Source organism: Photobacterium sp. 1_MG-2023, assembly GCF_030547945.1.
In the GTDB taxonomy this organism is placed as follows: Bacteria; Pseudomonadota; Gammaproteobacteria; order Enterobacterales; family Vibrionaceae; genus Photobacterium.
In genome coordinates this window covers 14,988-36,948 of the sequence record NZ_JAUORR010000032.1, presented here as the reverse complement: position 1 = coordinate 36,948, position 21,961 = coordinate 14,988, and the positions used below count along the sequence as shown (strand labels likewise).

The 21,961-nt window shown below is 52.1% G+C and carries 21 protein-coding genes; 15 read left to right on the top strand and 6 right to left on the bottom strand.

Annotated elements, in window-relative coordinates; genetic code table 11:
• Nucleotides 1-81: 81 nt before the first annotated feature.
• On the top strand, nt 82-1,374 hold the full coding sequence (locus tag Q4579_RS20040; protein ID WP_303566536.1) for an EAL and HDOD domain-containing protein: 1,293 nt from the start codon (nt 82-84) through the stop codon (nt 1,372-1,374).
• 78 nt (nt 1,375-1,452) lie between these two features.
• Here the strand turns inward: Q4579_RS20040 and Q4579_RS20035 are convergent, their stop codons facing one another.
• Nucleotides 1,453-3,048, bottom strand: a complete 1,596-nt coding sequence (locus Q4579_RS20035; protein WP_303566535.1) for an AbgT family transporter — start codon at nt 3,046-3,048, stop codon at nt 1,453-1,455.
• 434 nt (nt 3,049-3,482) lie between these two features.
• Between Q4579_RS20035 and Q4579_RS20030 the strand changes: the two genes are divergently transcribed.
• The gene (locus Q4579_RS20030; RefSeq protein WP_303566534.1) at nt 3,483-4,487 is read left to right on the top strand and encodes an acyltransferase; all 1,005 of its coding nucleotides are present in this window, start codon (nt 3,483-3,485) and stop codon (nt 4,485-4,487) included.
• Nucleotides 4,488-4,494: 7 nt separating this feature from the next.
• On the opposite strand, the gene Q4579_RS20025 is transcribed toward Q4579_RS20030, so the two are convergent.
• Nucleotides 4,495-4,824, bottom strand: a complete 330-nt coding sequence (locus tag Q4579_RS20025) for a DUF2500 domain-containing protein (RefSeq protein ID WP_303566533.1) — start codon at nt 4,822-4,824, stop codon at nt 4,495-4,497.
• Nucleotides 4,825-4,992: 168 nt separating this feature from the next.
• On the opposite strand from Q4579_RS20025, the gene Q4579_RS20020 reads away from it, so the two are divergent.
• The 3 genes from Q4579_RS20020 (at nt 4,993) to Q4579_RS20010 (ending at nt 7,298) form a co-directional block, all read left to right on the top strand.
• The gene (locus tag Q4579_RS20020) at nt 4,993-5,355 is read left to right on the top strand and encodes a DUF4145 domain-containing protein (protein WP_303566531.1); all 363 of its coding nucleotides are present in this window, start codon (nt 4,993-4,995) and stop codon (nt 5,353-5,355) included.
• A 971-nt stretch (nt 5,356-6,326) separates the two neighbouring features.
• Nucleotides 6,327-6,953 (top strand): lysoplasmalogenase, encoded by a 627-nt coding sequence (locus Q4579_RS20015; RefSeq protein ID WP_303566530.1) that lies wholly within the window; start codon nt 6,327-6,329, stop codon nt 6,951-6,953.
• Between the two features lie 24 nt (nt 6,954-6,977).
• The gene (locus Q4579_RS20010) at nt 6,978-7,298 is read left to right on the top strand and encodes a DUF2007 domain-containing protein (protein ID WP_303566529.1); all 321 of its coding nucleotides are present in this window, start codon (nt 6,978-6,980) and stop codon (nt 7,296-7,298) included.
• 75 nt (nt 7,299-7,373) lie between these two features.
• On the opposite strand, the gene Q4579_RS20005 is transcribed toward Q4579_RS20010, so the two are convergent.
• Both Q4579_RS20005 and rsmD read right to left on the bottom strand, forming a co-directional pair.
• Nucleotides 7,374-7,640, bottom strand: a complete 267-nt coding sequence (locus Q4579_RS20005) for a DUF1145 domain-containing protein (protein ID WP_211646567.1) — start codon at nt 7,638-7,640, stop codon at nt 7,374-7,376.
• Nucleotides 7,637-8,242 carry a 16S rRNA (guanine(966)-N(2))-methyltransferase RsmD gene (rsmD, locus tag Q4579_RS20000; RefSeq protein ID WP_303566528.1) on the bottom strand — a complete coding sequence of 202 codons (606 nt, stop codon included), beginning with the start codon at nt 8,240-8,242 and terminating at the stop codon, nt 7,637-7,639. The genes Q4579_RS20005 and rsmD overlap by 4 nt, the downstream gene beginning before the upstream one ends.
• Nucleotides 8,243-8,390: 148 nt before the next feature.
• Here rsmD and ftsY point away from each other — a divergent pair, with 148 nt between their 5' ends.
• The 8 genes from ftsY to glpD all read left to right on the top strand — a co-directional run bounded on the left by ftsY (nt 8,391) and on the right by glpD (nt 16,785).
• The gene (gene ftsY / locus Q4579_RS19995; RefSeq protein ID WP_303566527.1) at nt 8,391-9,734 is read left to right on the top strand and encodes a signal recognition particle-docking protein FtsY; all 1,344 of its coding nucleotides are present in this window, start codon (nt 8,391-8,393) and stop codon (nt 9,732-9,734) included.
• A gap of 2 nt (nt 9,735-9,736) precedes the next feature.
• A complete protein-coding gene (ftsE, locus tag Q4579_RS19990; RefSeq protein ID WP_303566526.1) occupies nt 9,737-10,405 on the top strand; it encodes a cell division ATP-binding protein FtsE in 669 nt (222 codons plus the stop codon).
• Complete coding sequence (gene ftsX, locus Q4579_RS19985; protein ID WP_303566525.1) at nt 10,395-11,321, top strand: permease-like cell division protein FtsX; 927 nt, start codon at nt 10,395-10,397, stop codon at nt 11,319-11,321. Before ftsE ends, ftsX begins: the two co-directional genes overlap by 11 nt.
• Before the next feature lie 149 nt (nt 11,322-11,470).
• Entirely contained in the window at nt 11,471-12,331 is an 861-nt protein-coding gene (rpoH, locus tag Q4579_RS19980) for an RNA polymerase sigma factor RpoH (RefSeq protein ID WP_303566524.1), read from the top strand.
• Between the two features lie 574 nt (nt 12,332-12,905).
• Nucleotides 12,906-13,238 (top strand): thiosulfate sulfurtransferase GlpE, encoded by a 333-nt coding sequence (glpE, locus tag Q4579_RS19975; protein ID WP_303566522.1) that lies wholly within the window; start codon nt 12,906-12,908, stop codon nt 13,236-13,238.
• Between the two features lie 24 nt (nt 13,239-13,262).
• A complete protein-coding gene (gene glpG / locus Q4579_RS19970; protein ID WP_303566521.1) occupies nt 13,263-14,108 on the top strand; it encodes a rhomboid family intramembrane serine protease GlpG in 846 nt (281 codons plus the stop codon).
• 125 nt (nt 14,109-14,233) lie between these two features.
• The gene (locus Q4579_RS19965; RefSeq protein WP_303566520.1) at nt 14,234-14,998 is read left to right on the top strand and encodes a DeoR/GlpR family transcriptional regulator; all 765 of its coding nucleotides are present in this window, start codon (nt 14,234-14,236) and stop codon (nt 14,996-14,998) included.
• A gap of 275 nt (nt 14,999-15,273) precedes the next feature.
• Nucleotides 15,274-16,785 carry a glycerol-3-phosphate dehydrogenase gene (gene glpD / locus Q4579_RS19960; RefSeq protein ID WP_303566519.1) on the top strand — a complete coding sequence of 504 codons (1,512 nt, stop codon included), beginning with the start codon at nt 15,274-15,276 and terminating at the stop codon, nt 16,783-16,785.
• Nucleotides 16,786-16,887: 102 nt separating this feature from the next.
• Here glpD and Q4579_RS19955 read toward each other — a convergent pair whose 3' ends face one another.
• Nucleotides 16,888-17,292, bottom strand: a complete 405-nt coding sequence (locus tag Q4579_RS19955) for a flagellar basal body-associated protein FliL (protein ID WP_303566518.1) — start codon at nt 17,290-17,292, stop codon at nt 16,888-16,890.
• Between the two features lie 507 nt (nt 17,293-17,799).
• On the opposite strand from Q4579_RS19955, the gene Q4579_RS19950 reads away from it, so the two are divergent.
• Together Q4579_RS19950 and ubiA are read left to right on the top strand one after the other, a co-directional pair.
• Complete coding sequence (locus Q4579_RS19950; RefSeq protein WP_303566517.1) at nt 17,800-18,396, top strand: chorismate lyase; 597 nt, start codon at nt 17,800-17,802, stop codon at nt 18,394-18,396.
• 36 nt (nt 18,397-18,432) lie between these two features.
• Entirely contained in the window at nt 18,433-19,290 is an 858-nt protein-coding gene (ubiA, locus tag Q4579_RS19945; RefSeq protein WP_303566516.1) for a 4-hydroxybenzoate octaprenyltransferase, read from the top strand.
• A 64-nt stretch (nt 19,291-19,354) separates the two neighbouring features.
• On the opposite strand, the gene plsB is transcribed toward ubiA, so the two are convergent.
• On the bottom strand, nt 19,355-21,811 hold the full coding sequence (plsB, locus tag Q4579_RS19940; protein WP_303566515.1) for a glycerol-3-phosphate 1-O-acyltransferase PlsB: 2,457 nt from the start codon (nt 21,809-21,811) through the stop codon (nt 19,355-19,357).
• Nucleotides 21,812-21,961: the final 150 nt, after the last annotated feature.

The window sequence follows — 21,961 nt, the reverse complement described above, 5'->3', positions numbered from 1 at the left end:
AACATTTATCAGTGATGTCTGGCGGCATTCCAGAATTAGTAATATGTTCCAGTATAACGTAAAGTGTTGATGGTTTTGGGTGTGACATCAAAGCTGATGTCTTTCTACAATGGTATTGTCATCCATCTGACTTGGGTCATTAGTATTCCTGATATGTACGCTTATGTAGCACGTCAGCCAATCTTGAATCGCCAGCAGCGTACCGTCGGCTATGAGCTGCTGTTCCGCGATGGTGAACGGAATGCGTTTCCTCAGATTGAAGCGAACACGGCCACCAGTCGGCTTCTGGTGGAAAATTATATGGCCGTTGGGGATGATCTGGCGACAGCCAGTCAGCGAACCTTTATCAATTTTCCTCATGACAGCCTGATCAAACTCATGCCCTTGCTGCTCCCCAGACAAAAAGTTGTGATCGAAGTGCTGGAAACCTGCACGCCGGATGATGAACTCTTTTCTGCGATTCGGCATCTGAATAAACAGGGCTATACCATTGCGCTGGACGATTATGAACTGGACCCGGCCTGGCAGCGCTTCATGCCCTATGTGCACCTGATCAAACTGGATTTCATTAAACTGGGCTGTCAGCGGGCCTGTGAATTTGTGGCACAGCAAAAAAGCCAGCGTCTGAAATTTCTGGCAGAAAAAGTGGAGACGCGGGAAGAGTTCGAGGCAGCCAAGTCGGCAGGCTTTCATCTGTTTCAGGGCTATTATTTCAGTAAGCCTGAACTGCTGAAAAATCGTCAGGTGACACCGGAAACGCTCACCACATTGCGCTTGTTGCGGGAAATCAGCCAGTCTCCGGTCGATTTTCAGCGGGTAGAAAGGATTATTTCCAGCGACGTTTCTTTATCGTATTTGCTCCTGCGGTACGTCAACTCAGCCGCCCACCGGACCCTGACACCCATCGGGAATTTCAAACAAGCGCTGGTGTATCTGGGAGAAGAGAAGGTTAAACTCTTTGTCTCCGTGGTGGCCGCGGCGCATGCTTCAATTCATAAACCTCGTGAACTCTATGTTCTGTCGTTGCAGCGGGCGCGGATGTGTGAAGAACTGGCGCGGTGCAGTGGGGTGAAACTCAACAGCGATCAGGCTTTTCTGGCCGGGATATTTTCCCTGCTGGATGCGTTACTGGATAAACCCTTACCAAAGCTGCTGGAGCTGTTACCGCTATCCGAAAATGTCCAAATCGCCTTGCTGAAACGGGAAGGGGAATTGGGCGATATTCTGAATTTGCTGGATGCCTACGATAATGCCGACTGGGAAGTGACCGCACATTACTGTGAAAAGCTGGGGGTGAAGGAAACACAGGTGGCCAGTATTTATCACGACACCTTACACTGGCTGACCAGTTACCAGATCCCGTATCAGAAATGACGAATGTCGGTGGAAAGGGTTGAAAAGAGGAAAAAACAAACCGGGCTGTTGCCCGGTTTGTGATCAATGTGACTGAGATTAGCCAGCAACGTTGTAGTAGGTTGCAGCACCCGGGCCGACCGGAATTCCCAGTACGAAAACCCAGACGTAGAACATCAGGCTCCAGCCCACAACGAATACCATGGAATATGGCAGCATGGTTGCGATCAGCGTCCCCAGACCCAGATTCTTCTGGTAGCGGGTGGCAACGGCCAGAATCATCCCGAAGTAGCTCATCATTGGCGTAATGATGTTGGTGACTGAATCACCAATCCGGTAAGCGGCCTGAATGGTTTCCGGCGCATAACCCACCAGCATCAGCATCGGCACGAAAATTGGCGCGGTCACGGCCCACTGTGCGGATGCCGAGCCGATCATCAGGTTGATGAAGCCACACATCAGAATGAAGGCAAAGAACAGCATTGGGCCGGTCAGACCAATGGACTGCAGGAAATCTGCACCGCCCACGGCAAAGACCTGGCCAAAGTTGGTCCACTTGAAGAAGGCGACAAATTGCGCCGCAAAGAAGACCAGTACAATGTACATCCCCATCGAAGACATGGATTTGGACATGGCATCAATCACATCGCGGTCTGTCTTCATGGTGCCCACCACTTTACCGAACACAAAGCCCGGAATGGCAAAGAACACAAAGATAAAGGCCACGATCCCTTTCAGGAACGGTGAGCCAGACACCAGACCGGTTTCCGGATGACGCAGAATACCGTTCTCAGGCACGATGGTCAGTGCCAGCAGGGCAGACACGGCCACCATGGCCAGACCGGCGAATTTCAGACCTTTCTTCTCCAGATCGGTCAGTTTACCCATCTTGTCTTTACCCAGATCGTCGCTGGCTTCTTCCACATTGTAAGTGCCCAGTTTCGGCTCGACGATTTTCTCGGTGACGAAGGCACCCATGATGGTGATCGCAAATGTCGAAGCAAACATGAAGTACCAGTTCACTTCCGGACCGACTTCATAGGTTGGATCGATCATTTGCGCAGCCGTCTGGGTGATACCGGACAGCAAAGGATCCACGGTACCCAGCAGCAGGTTGGCGCTGTAACCGCCGGAAACACCGGCAAAAGCAGCAGCCAGACCGGCCAGCGGGTGACGTCCCAGCGAGTGGAACAGCATCGCAGCCAGCGGGATCAGCACCACATAGCCCAGTTCTGCAGCTGTGTTGGAAATGATACCGGCAAAGACCACCACCAGTGTGACCATCCGACGGGATGCGCCCATCACCAGTCCACGCATTGCAGCAGAAAGTAAACCAGAGTGTTCTGCAATTGCGACGCCCAGCATGGCGACCAGAACCGTGCCCAAAGGTGCGAAACCGGTAAAGTTTTTCACCAGATTGGCCACAATCATCTGCATACCTTCAGTATTCAGCAGGCTGACCACATGGATTAGCCCATCCGCTGCACGGCCTGGTGCGCCTTCAGGACGCGGGTCGGCAACAGAAACACCAAAGTAACCGGCAATACCGGAAGCAATCAGGATTGCCAGGCTGAAAAGTGCGAATAAAGTAATTGGATGTGGCAGCAGGTTACCCAGCCACTCAACCGTGTCGAGAAAACGCGTAAACAGCGTTTTTTTAGTATTCACTTGATTTTGTGAAGCACTTGAATGCATCACGACCTCCATTTTTTACGTCATGTACCCGTCAATGGGCATCTTGTCGAGGCGGGAGGTTACGCTATTGTTAATGCATCAAACAATATAAATATGTGTCTAAATATTTCATTTGTGTGTTTATTGTCTGGTTTGCCGCAATTTTAATGGACTTTTATGTTGATAAAGGTGTCATGTGCGGCTCAAAAGGCTGATTGATATGCTTCTTGTTGGGTATTTGTGATAAATATTCAGGCATCCATAGCTGTTTCTCTGGACAAGTACGTTGTTCAGAATGGGGGTCTGATGTGACCGATGTCACAGAAATGAAGGGTTCATAATAAAACACCATGCAAATTAGCAATTCATTAACATGAGCGTGAATGTCTGGCGCTATGCTGGGAAACAGAGCGATGCGGGATGGAGCGGCCTGAGCCGGACTCGGAGAGGAGTACATGAGAGAGAAGATCGTCTTTATTGATTTATTACGCTGCGTCGCTGCAACTGCTGTCGTGGTCATTCATGTGCTTGGTCCTTATCGGGAAATGCTGGGCGTGCTCCCGGACCACGCCTGGATCACGGCTGTCAGTTACAACAGCTTCAGCCGCTGGGCTGTGCCTGTCTTTATTATGATCACGGGCGCACTGATGCTCAGTGATCAGCGGCCCTTCAATTTGAACTATTACCTGCGTCGGCGCCTTGGCAAAGTCCTGCTCCCTTTTATCGTCTGGTCTGTATTTTACGCAGTGCTTTCAGGAGCGACCGGATCCGGGTTCCAGCCAGAGCTTGCGCTGTCCACGCTGGTGGCGATGCCGGTCCATGAAACCTATTACCACTTGGGCTTCTTTTATTACTTTATTCCGCTGTATCTGGTGATCCCTTTTTTTCAGGCGTGGGTGAAGCGGGCAGATGACACGGCCGTGAAAGGGGTGACGCTGGTCTGGATGGGGCTCACCACTTTATTCTTGTTTCATGTGGATGGCCCGTGGAGTGCTGAGCTGGTGCTTTACAGTGGCTATTTACTTCTGGGCTACACCATGCTTCGTTTTTCCTGGCCGCCCCGTCGTTGGCTGCTGCCATTGGGAATCGCGGCTTTGCTTCTGACAGACTATATGGTTATCAGTGACAGCTTTGCACAAGGGGAATATACGGTGGGACGCTGGCTGTCCTACAAAACCCTCAATACCGTGCTGATTGCGGCGATGGTTTTTGCCGTTTGCCGGTATCTGGCGGATCGGCTGGAGGAACAGACGCTGTCCCGGCTGGCTTTCGTGAGCCGGTACAGTCTGGGGATTTACTTACTGCACCCGCTGTTTCTCTGGCCGGTGCGGGCATTTGATTGGTATCCCATGCATCCGGCCGTGATGATTCCGTTCTGGACGGTGATTGCAGGCGGGCTGGCGTTGCTGGTGAGCTGGTTACTCAGTCGCAGCCGTTTCACAGCCTGGCTGGTGCCCTGAAGCCGTTTCAGCGTTTCAGGGCAAAATGCAGAAATTGCTGGCCGCGATAGGTCAGTGTGCCCTGATCACCAGGGGTCAGGGCATGAAAATAATGCGGACCGACCTGGAATTCACGCTTGGGTCCGCCTTTGAGTGGCTGAACGAATACCCAATATGCTTCGGACGCCTGCCCGGGTTGGACATCACTCAGCGTGATGCTTTGTTTATCAAGGATTTGTACGGCCAACTGTCGTTCGACGGCGTTGGTGCCCGCCAGATGCCGGCGGTAAATCAGGCTGAAGCTGGCTACCGCGAGCAACAGCAGGACAGCCAGGATCAGAAATGGGATGAGGGTCATCGCGTTCTCCTTTTTGGCAGGCATTATGCGGAGACTCTGGAAGAATGTCTGTGATGGGGCTTTTGTTTGTATATGAACCGAACGGAGTTCAGGTTTGCAACTTGCTGATCTGCCTGTAAGGTTAAAAGAAAGTGTGGTCGACATGACCGAATGTAGGAGTAGTCATTGGTGACAGAAATTGAGTTAGTGGTGAACCGAAGCCGGCGGCTTGAGTATCTGCTGAAGCGACATTATCACGCCGAAGGAAAAGGTCTGCACCAGTTGATCACCAGTTGTGAAGAGCGATTACCCCACGAAATCATTCCTTCGCTGCGCTATGTTGCAACGATGCGCAATAAGGTGGTCCATGAAGAGGGGTTTGAGCTCAATGTTCAGGGCTTCCGAAAAGCCTGCCGTGATTGCGAAAAAGAGCTGACACCCAGAAGTACCCGTCGAGTCTGGGCCGTCGCCGTGTTGCTGGTGGTTGGGATGACCGCGCTCGCACTGTGGTTCTATTCGACGAACTGGCATCAGATTAAATTCAACCCATAGCGCAGGCTGGATGGGATGAAGGGGATGGAAACAAAAAAGGGGCTTCAGCCCCTTTTTTGTTAGAAATTCATTTTTGCTTAATAAAGCACAGGCAGCAACATGAGACCGGCGACGACGGCGATCATGACAAGCCCTTGTTTTTGAGATGAAGATAACATGGTATTAGGCTCCTAAACTGTTGCTGATGGGTTGATGGAAAAAGAATAGCACTTTTTTTATCTGCTGATCAAAGCCTGAGTGTGATATTTAGCGATAAATTTACTTTTAGTTGTCATAAATTTTACTGATTGAGGGTGGAAGTCTGCCAAAAATGACGTGATTAAAAATTAAACACGATTGTGTTTGAGCATGATTGATTCATTTATCATGTTGTTTTTATTTATTTTTTAATTGTTTTTTTGTGTTGATTATTTCATCTTGATGCACTTGTTGGGTTTTTTAAGGCTTAATGGCCATGCTGTGGTGGAATCTGACTTTTTTCTGTCATTTTATTACTGTTTTTTCCATCGGGTGTGCCTTTTGGGCGGTGATGGCCTTGTTGAAGAGGCTGGAAACGTCATGATTCTCATCATGATTGTAACTTTGTTAGATAAATCTAATGCGAGTGATGTTGAACGGGTTTAGAAGGTAAGTTTTTGTTTAACTTGTTGTTTATTATTGTGATTAATTGGTTATGATGTTCGGGTTACTGCGATAAATCAGAAGGGTTGTATGGGCATGGGAACGGTTTTTTCTCTGCTTGGTCTTCACTTCGGCTACCAAGCAAGGGTGACAGCATTTTTTCAGCCTACGGCTCATCTTTTCAGGAATGAAACGCGCAACTTTGACAGAAATAAGCCCTTTAAGAATAAGTTAGATGAAAGTGTGATAGATCACAGAGGTGAGAATTGGCCGGATTTCTGAGGGCTCCGGGCTAGACAATCCGCTGGGGGTTTTTACACTGTGACTGCTTTGATAACTCTGGTGAACGTATGTGGGTCTGGTTAGCCGTCTCTTTTTCTGCATTGCTGCATATTAATGCCGCTTATCGCGGCCCTCAGTGGCAATTTTATCTGTTCAAACCGCTGACGATTGTCTTACTGCTGGCAACAACCATCCAGTTTGGCCCCAGCGAACTGTATCAGAAGCTCATCATTGCCGGTTTGCTGTGTTCTGTGGTGGGAGACATCTGCCTGATGCTGCCGAAAGACAGGTTTGTCGCTGGTTTGGCGAGTTTCCTGCTGGCGCACGTCATCTATTCTGTGGCTTTCTGGGGAGAACTGGCCGGACCGATTGTCTGGTGGCTGCCAGCATTACTGGGGGGGGCAGGCATTATCGTTTATCTGCTGCTGTTGCCCTCTCTGGGTCGGTTGGCTGTGCCTGTTGCAGTTTACATCGCCGTGATTCTGCAAATGACCTGGGCAGCAGGTGAGTACTGGCTCACCACCAGAACCGGCGCGGGTCTGGCTGCGTTTGCCGGTGCGCTGATTTTTCTGATCTCCGATACCTTGCTTGCACTGGATCGATTCCGGGGCAGGTTTGCGGCGGCGACGGGGAGTATTATGACAACTTATTATCTGTCTCAGGCCTTGCTGGTGATCAGCGTGCTGCTCCGCTGAGACGAGTCGCAGAAGGAATGTCTGATGACCTCACCCTGGCAGCAAATTTATCATGCAGGTAATGCACTGGAAGCGCACCTGGTCAAAGGCATGCTGGAGCACGCGGGCATTGATGTCCGGTTGACCGGCGAGAACCTCAGTGCTGCGGCAGGTGAATTGCCTGCAGATGTGGTTCAGGTCGCGCTCTGGGTGCAGGAGAGGGATGTGTCCAGAGCCAGCCAGTTAGTGATGGGTTACGAACAGGGTGGGTTCAGCCCATGGCGCTGCCCGGCCTGCGGAGAATTGAATGAAGGGCAGTTTGACTGGTGCTGGCAATGCAGCACGGACAAACCTGAATCAGCCTGAAGCGATGGCCTGCCGCACTCCCTGCAGTCATCAAAAAAGGGTGCCTGGCGGCACCCTCAAATCTTTGCGATGGTCTTACATCATATGTTTGCGACGAATATCCAGCAGCGCAAAGATACCGAAGATCAGAATGGACCACTTTTCCCACCGGCTCAGTGATAACTTGTCCCCAAATGCGCCAATAAAAATCAACATTTGCAGGCCATGCATCGCCAGCAAAAAGGCGGTCATGATATAGAGTGCAATGGCTGCCACACCGGGGAATGGGTGGAACAGGTTGAGCAGCAACACGGCCCAGACAAAGCCAATGGCAATCTTGGCAAGTAAAATCAGCGTTTTCATGGTTTCTCTCTCTGATACAGGCGGTAGCAAACCTGGCCTGCTGTTTTTTCTTTCAGCAATTGCCAGTGCGTTGGAGTGTCTGGCGAACCGAGTTCTTTTTCGGCTTCCAGGTAAATCAGGGCATGGGGCATCAGCCAGCCGTTTTCTTCCAGCAGACGGATGACTTCCGGCAGCAGATCACGACGAAACGGCGGATCAATGAAGACCAGATCATAAGCGGTTCCTGGCTTTGCCAGATACGCCAGAGAATCGGTCTGATGCAAAATTGCGTTGTCTGAACCCAGTGTGTCCAGATTACGTTTCAGCTGATTGGCGGCCTGTGAATCCAGTTCTAACAGCGTCAGTTGTCCTGCGCCACGTGACAGGGCTTCCAGACCCAGACTGCCACTACCAGCGAACACATCCAGACAGGTCGCCCCGTGGATCTCAGGGGCCAGCCAGTTGAAGACGGTTTCTTTCACCCGGTCGGTTGTCGGACGAAGCCCGGCGACATCGTGGACGGGCAGTTTTCGTCCCCGCCAGCGGCCACTGATAATTCTTACAAAGCCTCCCGGACTGGGTTTGTTAGGCTTTTGTCCGGATTGTGTCTTACGTCTTGTCATACATTTCTTCGACCGTAGAGAAAGTGATAGTATACATGGGCCTGATTATCTTTGTGTTTGTGCCTGACGGCGCACCACAAGCCCAAAGATAAACAGGCCATTTATTTTCAGGCCGCAAATTGTACCAATCAATTTCCAGGATTTGCCAATGGCAGAAAAAAAGAAGCGCGGATTATTTTCATGGCTGGGGTTTGGCGCTGAAGAGCAAACCGAGTCGCAGGCACAGCAAAAAGAATCACAAGAGCAGGACGCCGCTAGTCCGGCAGATTCTGCACAGCATGAAACTGAACAGCAGGCAGCGCAGACTGAGTCTGAAACCGCGTCCGAGCAACCCCTTCAATCCGGCACCGTTGCTGAAGAGATGCAGGAGAAGCATGACGCTGAACCTGAGCTCCCGGAGCAAAGTGCCCATCTGGATGTGGAAGCTGCAACGCAGCCGCATCAAGCCGAGGAAATTTCTGAATCATCACGAAACACCGAAGCGGTGACAGACACAGCGCCTGAGAAAGCGCAGGCTGAGCCTGTCGTGCCGGTATCTTCTGAACCGGCTGTGCAGGATAAACCGCAGCGGGAGGGCTTTTTCAGTCGCCTGATGAAAGGACTGAAGAAAACCCGAAACAATCTGGGTTCGGGTTTCTTCGGACTCTTCCGGGGTAAACAAATCGACGATGATTTGTTTGAAGAGCTGGAAGAGCAATTGCTGGTGGCCGATGTCGGCATGGATACCACGCTGAAAATTATTGAAAACCTGACGGAAAAAGCCGACCGCAAACAGCTGAAAGATGGCGAAGCCCTGTATGGCTTGCTGAAAGATGAGCTGGGCGACATGCTGGCAAAAGTTGAGCAGCCACTGGTGATTGATACCCGCCGCAAACCTTATGTCATTCTGATGGTGGGCGTGAACGGGGTGGGGAAAACCACCACGATTGGCAAGCTGGCCAAACAGTTCCAGAGTCAGGGTCACTCTGTGATGCTGGCTGCGGGCGATACCTTCCGTGCAGCAGCGGTAGAGCAGCTGCAGGTTTGGGGCGAGCGCAACAATGTACCGGTTGTGGCACAGCACACCGGGGCGGACAGTGCATCGGTGATATACGATGCGATTGAATCGGCCAAAGCCCGGAACGTGGATGTCGTGATTGCGGACACCGCAGGCCGCCTGCAAAACAAAGGCAACCTGATGGAAGAGCTGCGCAAGATTGTTCGTGTGATGCAGAAAATCGATCCACAGGCGCCGCACGAAATTATGCTGACCGTGGATGCCGGAACGGGCCAGAATGCGATCAGTCAGGCGAAATTGTTCAGCGAAGTGGCACCAGTGTCTGGTATTACCCTGACAAAACTGGATGGCACCGCAAAAGGTGGTGTAATTTTCGCCATCGCAGATCAATTTAAGATTCCTATCCGCTACATTGGTATCGGAGAAGGCATTGAAGATTTGCGTCCGTTTGCCGCTCAGGAATTTATTGAGGCACTCTTTAGCGACGAGGAATAAACGTGATTCGGTTTCAGCAGGTCAGTAAAGCATACCGGGGGGGGCGGCAAGCCCTGCAAAAAGTGGATTTTCATCTGGGTAAAGGTGAGATGGCTTTTCTGACCGGACATTCCGGTGCCGGGAAAAGTACGCTGCTGAAGTTGATTGCGGCGATCGAGCGGCCAAGTGATGGCCGCATCTATTTTAACGATCACGACATCACCCGGATTGACCGCCATCAGATCCCATTTCTGCGGCGTCATATCGGAATGATATTTCAAGACCACAGATTGCTGATGGATCGCACCGTGTATGACAACATCGCCCTGCCGTTGCAAATCGCACAGTCTGCGCCCGGTGATATCAAGCGCCGGGTTTCTGCGGCGCTGGATAAGGTCGGCTTGCTGGATAAGGCGCAGTGCCTGCCAATCCAGCTGTCCGGTGGTGAACAGCAGCGGGTCGGCATTGCCAGAGCCGTGGTGAACAAGCCGCTGGTGGTTCTGGCGGATGAACCGACCGGAAATCTGGATGCAGATCTGTCTCAGCAAATGATGGGGTTATTCGCGGAATTTAACCGGGTGGGTGTGAGTGTCCTCATGGCCACGCACGACACCTCTTTACTGAGCCGTCACAGCTATCGTCGGCTGGATTTGCACAACGGCATGTTGCGAGAGGTTGCCTATGGCGCGTGAATCCCAAAGCTGGCTGACGATTCAGCGTCAGGTCGGTAAGCAAACACTCACTGATTTATGGCGACGTCCGCTGGGGAATGTCCTGACGCTGGCAGTGCTGGCCTTTGCACTGACGCTGCCATCCTGTTTTTATCTGGCTGCGAAAAATATCAGTATCGTGAGTGCAGCCTGGCAAAACCCCACGCAACTGACGGTGTATCTGAGGGAAGGCACCCGCGACGGCGAAGCCAAACAATTACAGGAAAGCATCGCCGGCTGGGCGGAAGTCAGCCAAGCTGAATATATCTCCCCCGAGCAGGGACTGGATGAATTTCGCGAGCATGCTGGGTTCGCTCAGGCGTTAAGCTTGCTGGATGAAAATCCACTCCCCGCAGTGCTGGTGATTAAACCCATCGACGCGTGGCAAAGCACGGATCAGGCAACTGTGCTGGCGGAGAAACTCAGTGAGCAATCGGGTGTGGATGATGTCCGGCTGGATAGTGATTGGTTGCAGCGGCTGGATGCGATTAAACAACTGAGTGTGTCACTGGCCATGCTGATGGCTGTCCTGATGTTGCTGGCTGTTTTTCTGATTGTCGGCAATACGCTGCGACTTCAACTGCAAAATCAGAAGGATGCCGTGCAGGTGATGAAGCTGGTTGGGGCAACCAACCGCTATATTCTGCGGCCATTTTTGTATACCGGGGCCTGGTATGGGCTGTTGTCTTCTCTGGCGGCGTTAGTGCTGACGACGCTGGTTTGCCTGATGCTGGAAGGTGCCGTTGATAAACTGGCGGCGCTCTATGGTAGCGACTTCCATCTGACCGGGCTGGCGTGGGATGAGAGTCTCCTGCTGATCATGCTCTCCTCCCTGCTTGGTGTGCTGGCTGCCCGGCTGTCTGCCGGGAGGCACTTAAAAGAAATTGAACCAATCTGACGTTTCACACTCTATGTATTGGTCATGTTGCTTGCAATTTGGCCATCATTAGAGGCATTATTGTCGGTCAGGTAACGTGTTTGTTACCTGATTTGATCTGAAAGACCTGAGTGTAAGACTCGGGCAATCCAATCCACAGGGGTTACTGAATGACAAAAGAGATGACTTCATTAGCTTTAGTTTCTGCAGACAGTCTGGACAGTTATATCCAGTCCGTGAACGGCTATCCGATGTTGACGGCTGAGCAGGAGCGTGAGTTAGCTGAGCGTCTGCATTATGAAGGCGATATTGAGGCTGCACGCGGTCTGGTATTGTCTCACCTGCGTTTTGTGGTCCATGTTGCCCGTGGCTATACCGGTTATGGTCTGCCGATGGCAGATTTGGTGCAGGAAGGAAACATCGGTTTAATGAAAGCCGTCAAACGTTTCAACCCAGAAGTGGGTGTGCGTCTGGTTTCCTTTGCCGTGCATTGGATCAAAGCTGAAATTCATGAGTATGTGCTGCGTAACTGGCGGATTGTCAAAGTGGCGACCACCAAGGCACAACGGAAACTCTTCTTCAACCTGCGTAAGTCAAAGAAACGTTTGGGCTGGTTTAACAACGAAGAAGTGGCAATGGTTGCCGAGCAACTGGGTGTCGAAAAGAGTGAAGTGCGCGAGATGGAATCCCGTCTGGCGGCACAGGATGCTACTTTCGATATGCCGGTCGATGAAGACGATCGCGACAGCAGCTATACGGCGCCTGTATTTTTCCTGGAAGATAAATCTTCAGATGTGGCGCAAAGCTTTGAAGACAATAACTGGGAAAACCATGCCAACAATCGTCTGTCTCTGGCGTTGTCGAACCTTGACGATCGGAGCCAGCACATCGTCCGCTCCCGTTGGTTAGACGATGAGAAAGCCACTTTGCAGGATCTGGCTGACCATTATGGCGTCTCGGCTGAGCGGATCCGTCAGTTGGAAAAGAATGCGATGCGTAAGCTGAAAGATGCGGTGGGCGACGCGTTCTGATGATCTTGTGCAGGCAAGATCCTGACAGATGCAGGATCCCGCCTGAATCTGGATTTTCTATCCACAAAGTTATTGCATGAAGAAACCGGCCAGCGGCCGGTTTTTTTGTGTCTGAAGTCAGGCAGGACGTGAGTTGAAGGCGAGCCGTATATTTTCAGCGCGATGCATGCTTCATATTATCCACAGGCTTTGATCGGATCCTCACTACATCTAGTGGATCCTTGGATTCGAAAACACATTATCAACGCAATTCACAGATTTTTCCACAGGTGGCCAAAGCTTGATCAATACTTGAAAGCAGGGCGGGAACTGTGAACCTAAGCGCTGATCCCCAAAGGGATATTTCACTGAATCAGACGTCGTGTGTGGCGGATTAGATTTTCAAAGCTGTGAGTAACTGACTCAGGTATACTGGCTGCCTGTAAGCCATGGCGGATCTATCCATGCCATCTGTCGCATTTTCTTGCGGCAGATACGGTTGATCCTCTATTTGCTTATGAATGATCATCTTGAAATTCGGACCTGCCGTCGCAGAATAGGGCAGGTGCATCCCTGAACACACCACGAGGCTATCATGGAGCAGTTTGAACACATTTCCGTTGAACAAGCGTATGAACTATTACAACAGTCAGAAAGCCGGGCCGTGCTGGTCGATATCCGCGATCCACAATCTCATGCATTGTCCCGTCCGGAATCTGCGTTTCATCTGACCAATGATTCCATGGTTCAGTTCATGAATGATGTCGACTTTGAGCAGCCCGTGATCGTCATGTGCTATCATGGCATTAGTTCTCAGGGCGCGGCTCAGTATCTGATTCATCAGGGATTTGAGACGGTTTACAGCATGGACGGCGGCTTTGAAGCCTGGCATCGTGCGGCTTATCCGTGTGAGACCCAGTCTGTGTAAACAAACAGATCAAGGGAGGCAGGCATGCTGCGGATTGTCGTACTCGACAATCCCCGGATGGCGCAAGCATTTATCGATTACATGGCCTCCCGAGGGATTGAGTTGATGTTGGCACCTGAACCGGGTGGCCAGTATGCGATCTGGCTGACCGATCCACAGCATCAGGTTGAAATTGAAGCCGAATGGCAGCGATTTTCCGATCATCCGGAGGATCCAAAATACCTAGCCGCATCCTGGCAGATGGTCAGCCGGCACCCGCAGCCGAAGTTTAACTATCACAGCCCGAGTCTGCTGGCTCAGATCCGGGCTCAGGCCGGACCGGTTTGTCTGACTGTACTGGGGGTCACCCTGGTTATCTATTGTCTGTGGTTGCTGGGCTGGCAGCGACCTCTCTTCCAAGCGCTGCATTTTCCTTTGATGCAAGGTGATGGGTGGCAACTGTGGCGGTATGTGTCACACAGTTTGCTGCATTTCTCCATCCTGCACCTTGTGTTTAACTGCCTGTGGTGGTGGATTCTGGGTGGTCGCCTGGAAAAACATAGCGGCAGTTTGAAGCTGCTCGAAGTGTTTTTACTGTCTGCACTGATATCCGGGCTGGCACAATATTGGGTGAATGGGCCAAACTTTGGCGGCCTTTCCGGTGTGGTTTACGCCTTGATGGGATATCTGTGGTGGCTGGGCTGGCTGGCACCGTCTCGCGGGTTGAGCCTGCCGAATGGCATTGTGGTCCTGATGCTGATTTGGCTGATCTTGGGCTTTACCAACATCATGGGGATCCAAGTGGCCAATATGGCGCACCTGTTTGGCCTGATCACGGGGTGTGTTCTGGGCTTTGTTGATGCGCGCCTGCGACACCCGGCAAACTCCTGAGCTTTCCTTCAGGAGTGGGATCCCTTCCCTAGCCACATGGCTGAATGACCAGTAAGATGAGCACGCCATTCATTTCCGGTCTCTCAGACCTCTGGAACAATGTTAATTCAGGAGCACTAACAGCAGTGAAGCAAAGCAAACGTCATCAGGAGATCATTGATCTCGTGAAAACTCAGGGCTACGTCAGCACTGATGATTTGGTTGCCCGGTTTCAAGTCAGCCCGCAAACCATTCGCCGCGATCTGAATGAGCTGGCGGAAGAGAATAAAATCCGTCGCCATCATGGCGGTGCGACGGTGCCATCCAGCTCAGTCAATACGTCTTATACCACCCGAAAAGTGATGCAACTGGCCGAGAAAGACCGGATTGCTCAGGCGATGGTGCAGCATATTCCGGATGGCGCGACACTTTTTATCGACATCGGCACAACACCGGAAGCCGTTGCACGCGCTTTGCTTGATCACAGCGACCTACGTGTGGTCACCAATAACCTCAATGTGGCCGGGATTCTGACCGGAAAAGATGATTTCCGGGTGATTCTGGCGGGCGGAGAAGTGCGAAACCGGGACGGCGGTATTGTCGGTGAAGCAACCCTGGATTTCATCTCACAGTTCCGTCTCGATTTCGGCATCATCGGGATCAGTGGTATCGATCTGGACGGCTCTTTACTGGACTTTGACTACCATGAAGTTCGGGTGAAACAGGCCATCATTGAAAACAGCCGCTGCGTGATGCTGGGTGTCGATCATACGAAATTTGGCCGCAACGCCATGGTGAACTTAGGGGATGTCAGTCAGATCGACATGCTGTTTACCAATAAAACGCCGCCGGAACCATTGTCGAAGCGTCTGGCCGAGCTGGACACCCATCTCGAAATCATTACAGACTGACATGGTAATCGCCTGAGCGTTTTCGCGCATTTCGCGTCAGCTATGACTCTTCTTTCTAGGAATACCCCCATAAAGCTGCCTGTAAGGCAGCTTTTTTTGTGCGTATGATCATAATGGTGTCATATTTCGCGCATAAAAAGGATGATGTTCGCGTTGCTTTTGGCTATATTGAGCGATAACGAACATTCAAACTCAGTGATGACTTTCGAATGCATGGCCTATGCTAATAAGCAGGCATGAATTCGAGTGGTGCGAAAAAGGTACAGGTGACAGGCATGACAGCAGCAAATGAGATTCTGGACATCATCGTTGTTGGTGGTGGTATTAACGGTGCCGGTATTGCGGCCGACGCCGCAGGGCGCGGTCTGAAGGTGGCATTGTTTGAGGCGGAAGACTTTGCATCTGCAACGTCATCAGCCAGCTCAAAGCTGATCCATGGTGGCCTGCGCTATCTGGAGCATTATGAGTTCCGTCTGGTCGGGGAAGCACTGGCCGAGCGGGAAGTCCTGCTTCGTAAAATTCCGCACATTGCCAAACCGATGCGCTTTCGCCTGCCGCACCGTCCGCATCTGAGACCTGCCTGGATGATCCGTGCCGGTCTGTTCCTGTATGACCATCTGGGAAAGCGCACCACGTTACCGGCCAGTGAAGGGCTGCGATTTGGCGCCGATTCTGCACTGGTGCCGGAAATCACCAAAGGCTTTGAATATTCAGACTGCTGGGTGGATGATGCGCGTCTGGTGATTCTGAATGCGATCGAAACCGCGTCTCGTGGTGGGGAAGTCCGCAATCGCTGCCGGGTTGAAAAGGCGGAACGTCAGGGCGATACCTGGCTGGTGACTGTGCTGGATACCCAGTCGGGTGAGCGTTTTACCCGTCGTGCTCACGCCCTGGTGAATGCGGCTGGCCCGTGGGTGAAAACTTTTTATGACACCAGTCTGGATACGCCGTCGCCACGCAACATTCGTCTGATCAAAGGCTCGCATATTGTGGTGCCGCGCGTGCACGACGAACCACAGGCTTACATTCTGCAGAATGAAGACAACCGGATTGTGTTTGTGATCCCTTATCTGGACCGTTTCTCGATTATCGGCACGACCGATGTGGAATATCACGGCGATCCGCGTCAGGTCGCGATTGATGAAGACGAAATCCGCTATTTGCTGAAAGTGTACAATGATCACTTCAAAGCCAAGCTGCAGCGTCAGGATGTCGTCTGGACATACTCTGGTGTCCGCCCGCTGTGTGATGATGAATCGGATTCCCCGCAGGCGGTCACCCGCGATTATACGCTGGAGCTGGAGCAGGAAGGCTCGCAGCCACCGCTGCTTTCAGTCTTTGGTGGCAAGCTGACGACTTACCGGAAACTGGCCGAATCGGCACTGCAGAAGCTGGCGCCTTTCTTTCCGAAGATGGGACCGGCCTGGACCGCAGACGCTTGTCTGCCCGGCGGTGAGGTGAACTTTGATTTATCTCGTCTTGCGAAAGATCTGCAGGCGCATTTTGCATGGCTGTCGGATTTTACGGCAGAGCGGTTGGCGACCAACTACGGCACGCTGAGCTGGAAAATCATGCAAGGTGTCAGCACCGAGGCTGATCTGGGAGAGCATTTCGGCGAAGGTTTGTATGCCCGTGAAGTGGATTATCTGATGCAGGATGAATTTGCTGCCAGTGTGGAAGACGCCCTGTGGCGCCGCAGTAAGCTGGGACTGTATCTGACACAGGAGCAGCAGCAGGCGGTGGCGGCGTATATGTCTGCCAAACAAGCCGAGGCCCATGCGGCATAAACGAATGACGGGAAAACAGGGCTGTTGCCCTCAAACGAACAAAGGCGCTCATTGAGAGCGCCTTTTTATTTTTGATCGCTTCATCCCACCGCAAAGATGGGTTTACTGATACAGATACTTGGTAAAGAGTAACTCGGTCAGAAGTTTCTGATTGGTTTCGGCAATCAGCAAGTCATTCACGCGATCCAGACACAACTGGCGGATGGCTTCACGCCCGGCCAGCGACTTGATTTTCGACTCTGGCTGTTCGCCGATAATCTGAATCACGGCATCACGGATCAGTGGGGCGTGGTGCTCGACCAGAGGCAGGTAATCCGGATCGGCGACCATGAGATCGACTTGCAGACGCAGATAACCCAGCTTTTTACCCTGAGTGATGTAATTGGTTGTAATATCTGGCGTCAGCGTAAAATAGCTGTATTGCGGGTTTGCTGAAGCAGTCTGTGCCAGCGCGGGCTGGCTCAGGGAAAACAGCAGCACCGCGAAGGTCAGGAGTAGAGATTTCATCTTGCTATCCATCTGTCTCTGGGAAAAATCTGTTACCCAAGTGCCTACTTTGGCGAGGAATCGTATTCCTGCCCGCGCCAGCTTGCTACAATAGGGCATCAATCAATGTGAATTAAACCAATCGCAGTCAATCACTGGTCATCCTAGCTTGTTCAAATGTTCGATCACTGCGTTAGATTTTTTGATTGCAGAATGACTACTGATCTAAAAAATCTGCCTTGTTTTCAAACATTTTTCCTGCGCTATTTCTGATTATTGACTGACGTTGATTGGTATTATTGAACACATTCTATCACCCTTTACAGGGGCTGTTGATCTTTTGGTTGTCAGTGAGACACGCAAAATCATTGTTTTTGCAGCAAGTGATGCAGTGCAGATATGCAACAATAAGGGCGCATTGGGTTTCATCTGTCATCAGACAATGTACCTGTCCTGACAATTAAGGCGGATCTAATCCGTTGGATATAAACCTCAAGATACCGCAGTTTCGCGAATTGAATTGGGAAGATGTCGACATTCAAGCAGATTTATAAGCCCCTGCTGGCTCAGGCCGACTGGCAATCCAGCGACCAGGTCAAGATGGCCGATGCCGTGCTGGCCAGTTGGCTGCATGAGCAGGGATCGCTGTCACGCCGGTTTGCCCGGGATTGTCATCAGTTCAGTGTGCTGTTGCTGGAGCAATCGCCCATCAAAGCGGCACAACTTCAACCCGGTGAACAGCAAATGCTGGGGCGGGTGGATTGTCTTGAGCGGAATGTGGTGCTTCAGGGCGACGGGATTCCCTGGGTATTTGCACGGACATTGATTCCGTTACCGACTCTGACTGGCGATGAGCAGGATCTGGCGCAGCTGGGCGAATTGCCGCTGGGCTACCGGGTGTTTACCGATCAGAGTGCCCGCCGGGATGCATTGCAGCTGGCTGAGTTCCGGCTGGAAGGTGAATCGCTCTGGGCACGGCGCTCGCGGTTGTGGGTGAAAGAAAAACCGATGCTGGTGGCCGAATTATTTTTATCGGCGGCACCTGTGTACCCGCGAAAAGCAGCGCAGGACGGCAATCCGCTGTCTACTTTCAAACCGTCAATATCCGTCACATCAGGCCGGTAGTCTGCGGTGAATGCTTTAAAAAGGAGAATCTGGGTTTTGGAGATAACCAAAGCAAGGGCTTACTGTCAGTTAGCCCGTCTGGACCGCCCGATTGGCAGTCTGTTACTGATGTGGCCGACCTTATGGGCATTGTTTCTGGCTGCAGATGGGATCCCGGACTGGCCTGTGTTGCTGGTGTTCATACTGGGTGTTTTTTGCATGCGGGCCGCGGGTTGTGTGATCAACGATTATGCGGATCGTCATGTCGACGGTTATGTGAAACGCACGGCGCAGCGACCCATGCCTGCCGGGTTGATCAGTGAACGGGAAGCGCTGGGCTTTTTTACCTTGCTGGTTCTGGTGTCATTTGGTCTGGTGCTGACGATGAACGCGCTCACCATTCAGCTCTCGGTCATTGGTTTATTGCTGGCTGCGGCGTATCCCTTCATGAAGCGCTATACCCATTTGCCGCAACTGGTGCTGGGGATGGCATTTGGCTGGGCCATTCCCATGGCTTATGCCGCGCAGTCGGGTGAGTTGCCGCCCGTGGCCTGGATGCTCTTTGTGGCAAATATTCTCTGGACCATCGCCTATGACACGCAATATGCCATGGTTGATCGCGATGATGATCTGAAAGTCGGGATTAAGTCGACGGCCATTCTGTTTGGTCGTCATGACAAACGTATCATCGGGGCGTTACAACTGGGGACACTGGGATTGCTGATTCTGGTGGGCATTCAGCTGTCACTGACGCCAGTGTATTACTGGAGTCTGCTTGGGGCCGCGGCATTGTTTGTGTATCAGCAGCACCTGATCCGGGGCAGAGAGCGTGAGCCATGCTTCAAGGCATTTCTGAACAATAATTATGTCGGCATGGTGGTTTGGCTGGGGATGGCGGCAAGTCTGTTGCTCTGATGGATGTCGGCTTCATGAGACAAAACGCCCGCAATCGCGGGCGTTTTTCGTTTCAGCGGTGCACTCAAGCGTTGGTTGTTTCCGGCGGCTGTTCTTTTTTGTCTTCCCGGTTCATGACTGCCTGAATGGTCAGCTTGATTTCAGGAGAGACCAGATCGGCCAGTAAATCCGCGAGGCTGGCAACCGGCCGGGACACGGCATGGTTCTCTTCATTCAGATAACCTTGCTGACGCAGAGTTTTCACCAGAGAGGAGAACACGCTTTTATCAAAGAATTCCGGAGCATTAATGCCATGCAGACGGCTCAGGCGCTGGGCCATCATCTGACTTTGCTGCTCCAGATCGCTTTTCATCAATTGGGGCTCACCGCGCAGGAGCGTCAGGGTGATCGCATAGCGCTGCAGTGTTTCAGTGATGGTGTTGCCCAGTAGCTGAAGCGGACCGATACGCGCGCTGTTGAGTGACAACACATTGTCATCGCTCAGGATCAGACGCTGGCGGATCAGCTCATCAATCAGAATATCAATGGCATCCGGTAAATCACTTTCATCAAAGCGCAGGTACAGTTCTGCCTTCAGGAACGGGTAGAGCAGACCGATCTGGCGATGCATTTCCGCCCGGCTCAATTGCTGATGAGACACCACAATGTGAGCAATCAGCGATGGCAGCGCAAACAAATGAATAATGTTGTTCCGGTAGTAGGTCATCAGCAACGACTGCTGGCGGTCGAGCGAGATGATGTCACCCAGACTGTCCCGCTCCACCAGGAACTTATCCATACCGATCGCATGCTCAACCAGTGCTGAGACAGAATCAGACGGCTGCGTGCAGTTCGGTGAGTACGGAGTGTTCTGCAGCAGTTGCAGGTAGCAATCGACCTGCTGTTCCAGCTCTTCGCGGCTCAGGGCCCGCTGACGGGAAGACAGCAGAGCCAGCGCGCAGAGTGTCAGGCCGTTGGTGGCTGCAGCATCGTTGATGTGGGTCATCATTTTATCGGCCAGACTGTTCACCACAGGATTCAGCCATTGCGGGCGCTGTGGTTCAATCGGATCAATGTCCTGACGCCATTCCGGCACCTGTTCATTCAGATACTGGTTCAGCGGAATCGGCTCACCAAAGTTCACATAGCCCTGGCCGAAGTTCCGCAGCTTGCGCAGCGTTCGCAGCACCTGGCTGAGATTTTCTTTCTCTTTCCGTTTTCCACGCAGTTCTTTGGCGTAAGTGGCCACTTCCATGACATGTTCGTAGCCGATATACACCGGCACCAGCGTAACCGGGCGATTCAGCCCGCGCAGCATAGCCTGAAGGGTCATCGACAGCATGCCGGTTTTAGGTGCCAACAGACGACCGGTGCGGGAACGGCCCCCTTCGCTGAAGTATTCGACGGAATAGCCTTTGGCGAAGAGTTCACCCAGATATTCACGGAACACCGTTGAATACAGGCGATTTCCCTTAAAACTGCGGCGAATGAAAAATGCGCCGCCACGGCGGAAGATCGGCCCGGCCGGGAAGAAATTCAGATTAATGCCCGCCGCGATATGGGGTGGGACCATGCCTTCCTGATACAGCACGTAAGACAGCAGCAGGTAGTCCATGTGACTGCGGTGACAAGGGACATACACAATCTCATGGCCATCCTGCGCCAGCTGACGCACGCGCTGTGCGTTACTGACATTAATGCCCTGATACAGGCGGTTCCACAGCCAGCTCAGGAAGCGGTCGCCATGGCGCACCAGACTGTAGGAGAAATCGGCTGCGATCTCTTCCATCATGTCGATGGCTTCTTTGCGCACTTTTTCCAGCGGAACATCCCGGCTTTCGGCCTCTTCGCGCACCACTTTTTCAATGGCTTTGGAAGCCAGTAAGCGGTTAAACAGCGCCTGACGTTGTGGCAGACGTGGACCAGCCGCAGCAAGCTTCTGGCGGGAGAAATGAATTTTGGCGACCCGGGCCAGTTTGTTGGCGATGGTATCATCCGCGCCGTATTTATCTGCCATGAAACGCAGCGAGACGGTTGGGCTCAGGCGGACCAGACAGTCGCGTCCCTGTGCCAGAATAGCGAACCCTTTCTCCGGTCCGTTCAGTGCTTTGAGGATCGGCTTGGACTCACCTTCGGTTCCTGGTTTGCGCCCCCACAGCACAGAGGCGGGCAGGAGCTGTACATCCAGCTCTGCGTCGGCCTGATGGGCTGCGAGCAGATCGGTAAACAGCGCCAGTGAAGACGCAGGAATCTGGCCGTTACTGCCAAATATGCTCGGGCTGTCGGCGACAAAAACATAACGGGGAAACGTACGGCCATGGATGACCATAGGTTCCAGCGGATCAGGCAGCCCGGCCGCTTTGGCAGCAGCACTCAGGGTCAGCAGATCGGTCTGCGAACTGAAGGGTAAGGTGTAAAGAATCGGTCGGTTCAAATCCAGCGGCAGTTCTGCGACTGGATCGGAAGGAATTGTGCGGGTCTTTACCAATAAAGAAAGCGGCAAATTCAGTAAACTTTGCGACAATTTTTGCCAAGTTGACATGTTGATTACTAGCCTCGAAATCTTAATGCGTGGCAAGGATAGCAGAAAACGGAATAGGTTTAGCTGGGAAAACATCAACTGAAACGGCGAAATGTGATTTTTTTGCTGACTTTTCCTGCGAACATGCGACAGCACGCATTTCCTTGATTC

Excerpts from the sequence above, each read along its gene's own strand:
- Q4579_RS20035 (WP_303566535.1), bottom strand. The coding sequence starts at position 3,048 with ATGCATTCAAGTGCTTCACAAAATCAAGTGAATACTAAAAAAACGCTG.
- Q4579_RS20030 (WP_303566534.1), top strand. The coding sequence starts at position 3,483 with ATGAGAGAGAAGATCGTCTTTATTGATTTATTACGCTGCGTCGCTGCA.
- Q4579_RS20025 (WP_303566533.1), bottom strand. The coding sequence starts at position 4,824 with ATGACCCTCATCCCATTTCTGATCCTGGCTGTCCTGCTGTTGCTCGCG.
- Q4579_RS20015 (WP_303566530.1), top strand. The coding sequence starts at position 6,327 with ATGTGGGTCTGGTTAGCCGTCTCTTTTTCTGCATTGCTGCATATTAAT.
- Q4579_RS20010 (WP_303566529.1), top strand. The coding sequence starts at position 6,978 with ATGACCTCACCCTGGCAGCAAATTTATCATGCAGGTAATGCACTGGAA.
- Q4579_RS20005 (WP_211646567.1), bottom strand. The coding sequence starts at position 7,640 with ATGAAAACGCTGATTTTACTTGCCAAGATTGCCATTGGCTTTGTCTGG.
- rsmD (WP_303566528.1), bottom strand. The coding sequence starts at position 8,242 with ATGACAAGACGTAAGACACAATCCGGACAAAAGCCTAACAAACCCAGT.
- ftsY (WP_303566527.1), top strand. The coding sequence starts at position 8,391 with ATGGCAGAAAAAAAGAAGCGCGGATTATTTTCATGGCTGGGGTTTGGC.
- ftsX (WP_303566525.1), top strand. The coding sequence starts at position 10,395 with ATGGCGCGTGAATCCCAAAGCTGGCTGACGATTCAGCGTCAGGTCGGT.
- rpoH (WP_303566524.1), top strand. The coding sequence starts at position 11,471 with ATGACAAAAGAGATGACTTCATTAGCTTTAGTTTCTGCAGACAGTCTG.
- glpE (WP_303566522.1), top strand. The coding sequence starts at position 12,906 with ATGGAGCAGTTTGAACACATTTCCGTTGAACAAGCGTATGAACTATTA.
- glpG (WP_303566521.1), top strand. The coding sequence starts at position 13,263 with ATGCTGCGGATTGTCGTACTCGACAATCCCCGGATGGCGCAAGCATTT.
- glpD (WP_303566519.1), top strand. The coding sequence starts at position 15,274 with ATGACAGCAGCAAATGAGATTCTGGACATCATCGTTGTTGGTGGTGGT.
- Q4579_RS19955 (WP_303566518.1), bottom strand. The coding sequence starts at position 17,292 with ATGAAATCTCTACTCCTGACCTTCGCGGTGCTGCTGTTTTCCCTGAGC.
- Q4579_RS19950 (WP_303566517.1), top strand. The coding sequence starts at position 17,800 with ATGTCGACATTCAAGCAGATTTATAAGCCCCTGCTGGCTCAGGCCGAC.
- plsB (WP_303566515.1), bottom strand. The coding sequence starts at position 21,811 with ATGTCAACTTGGCAAAAATTGTCGCAAAGTTTACTGAATTTGCCGCTT.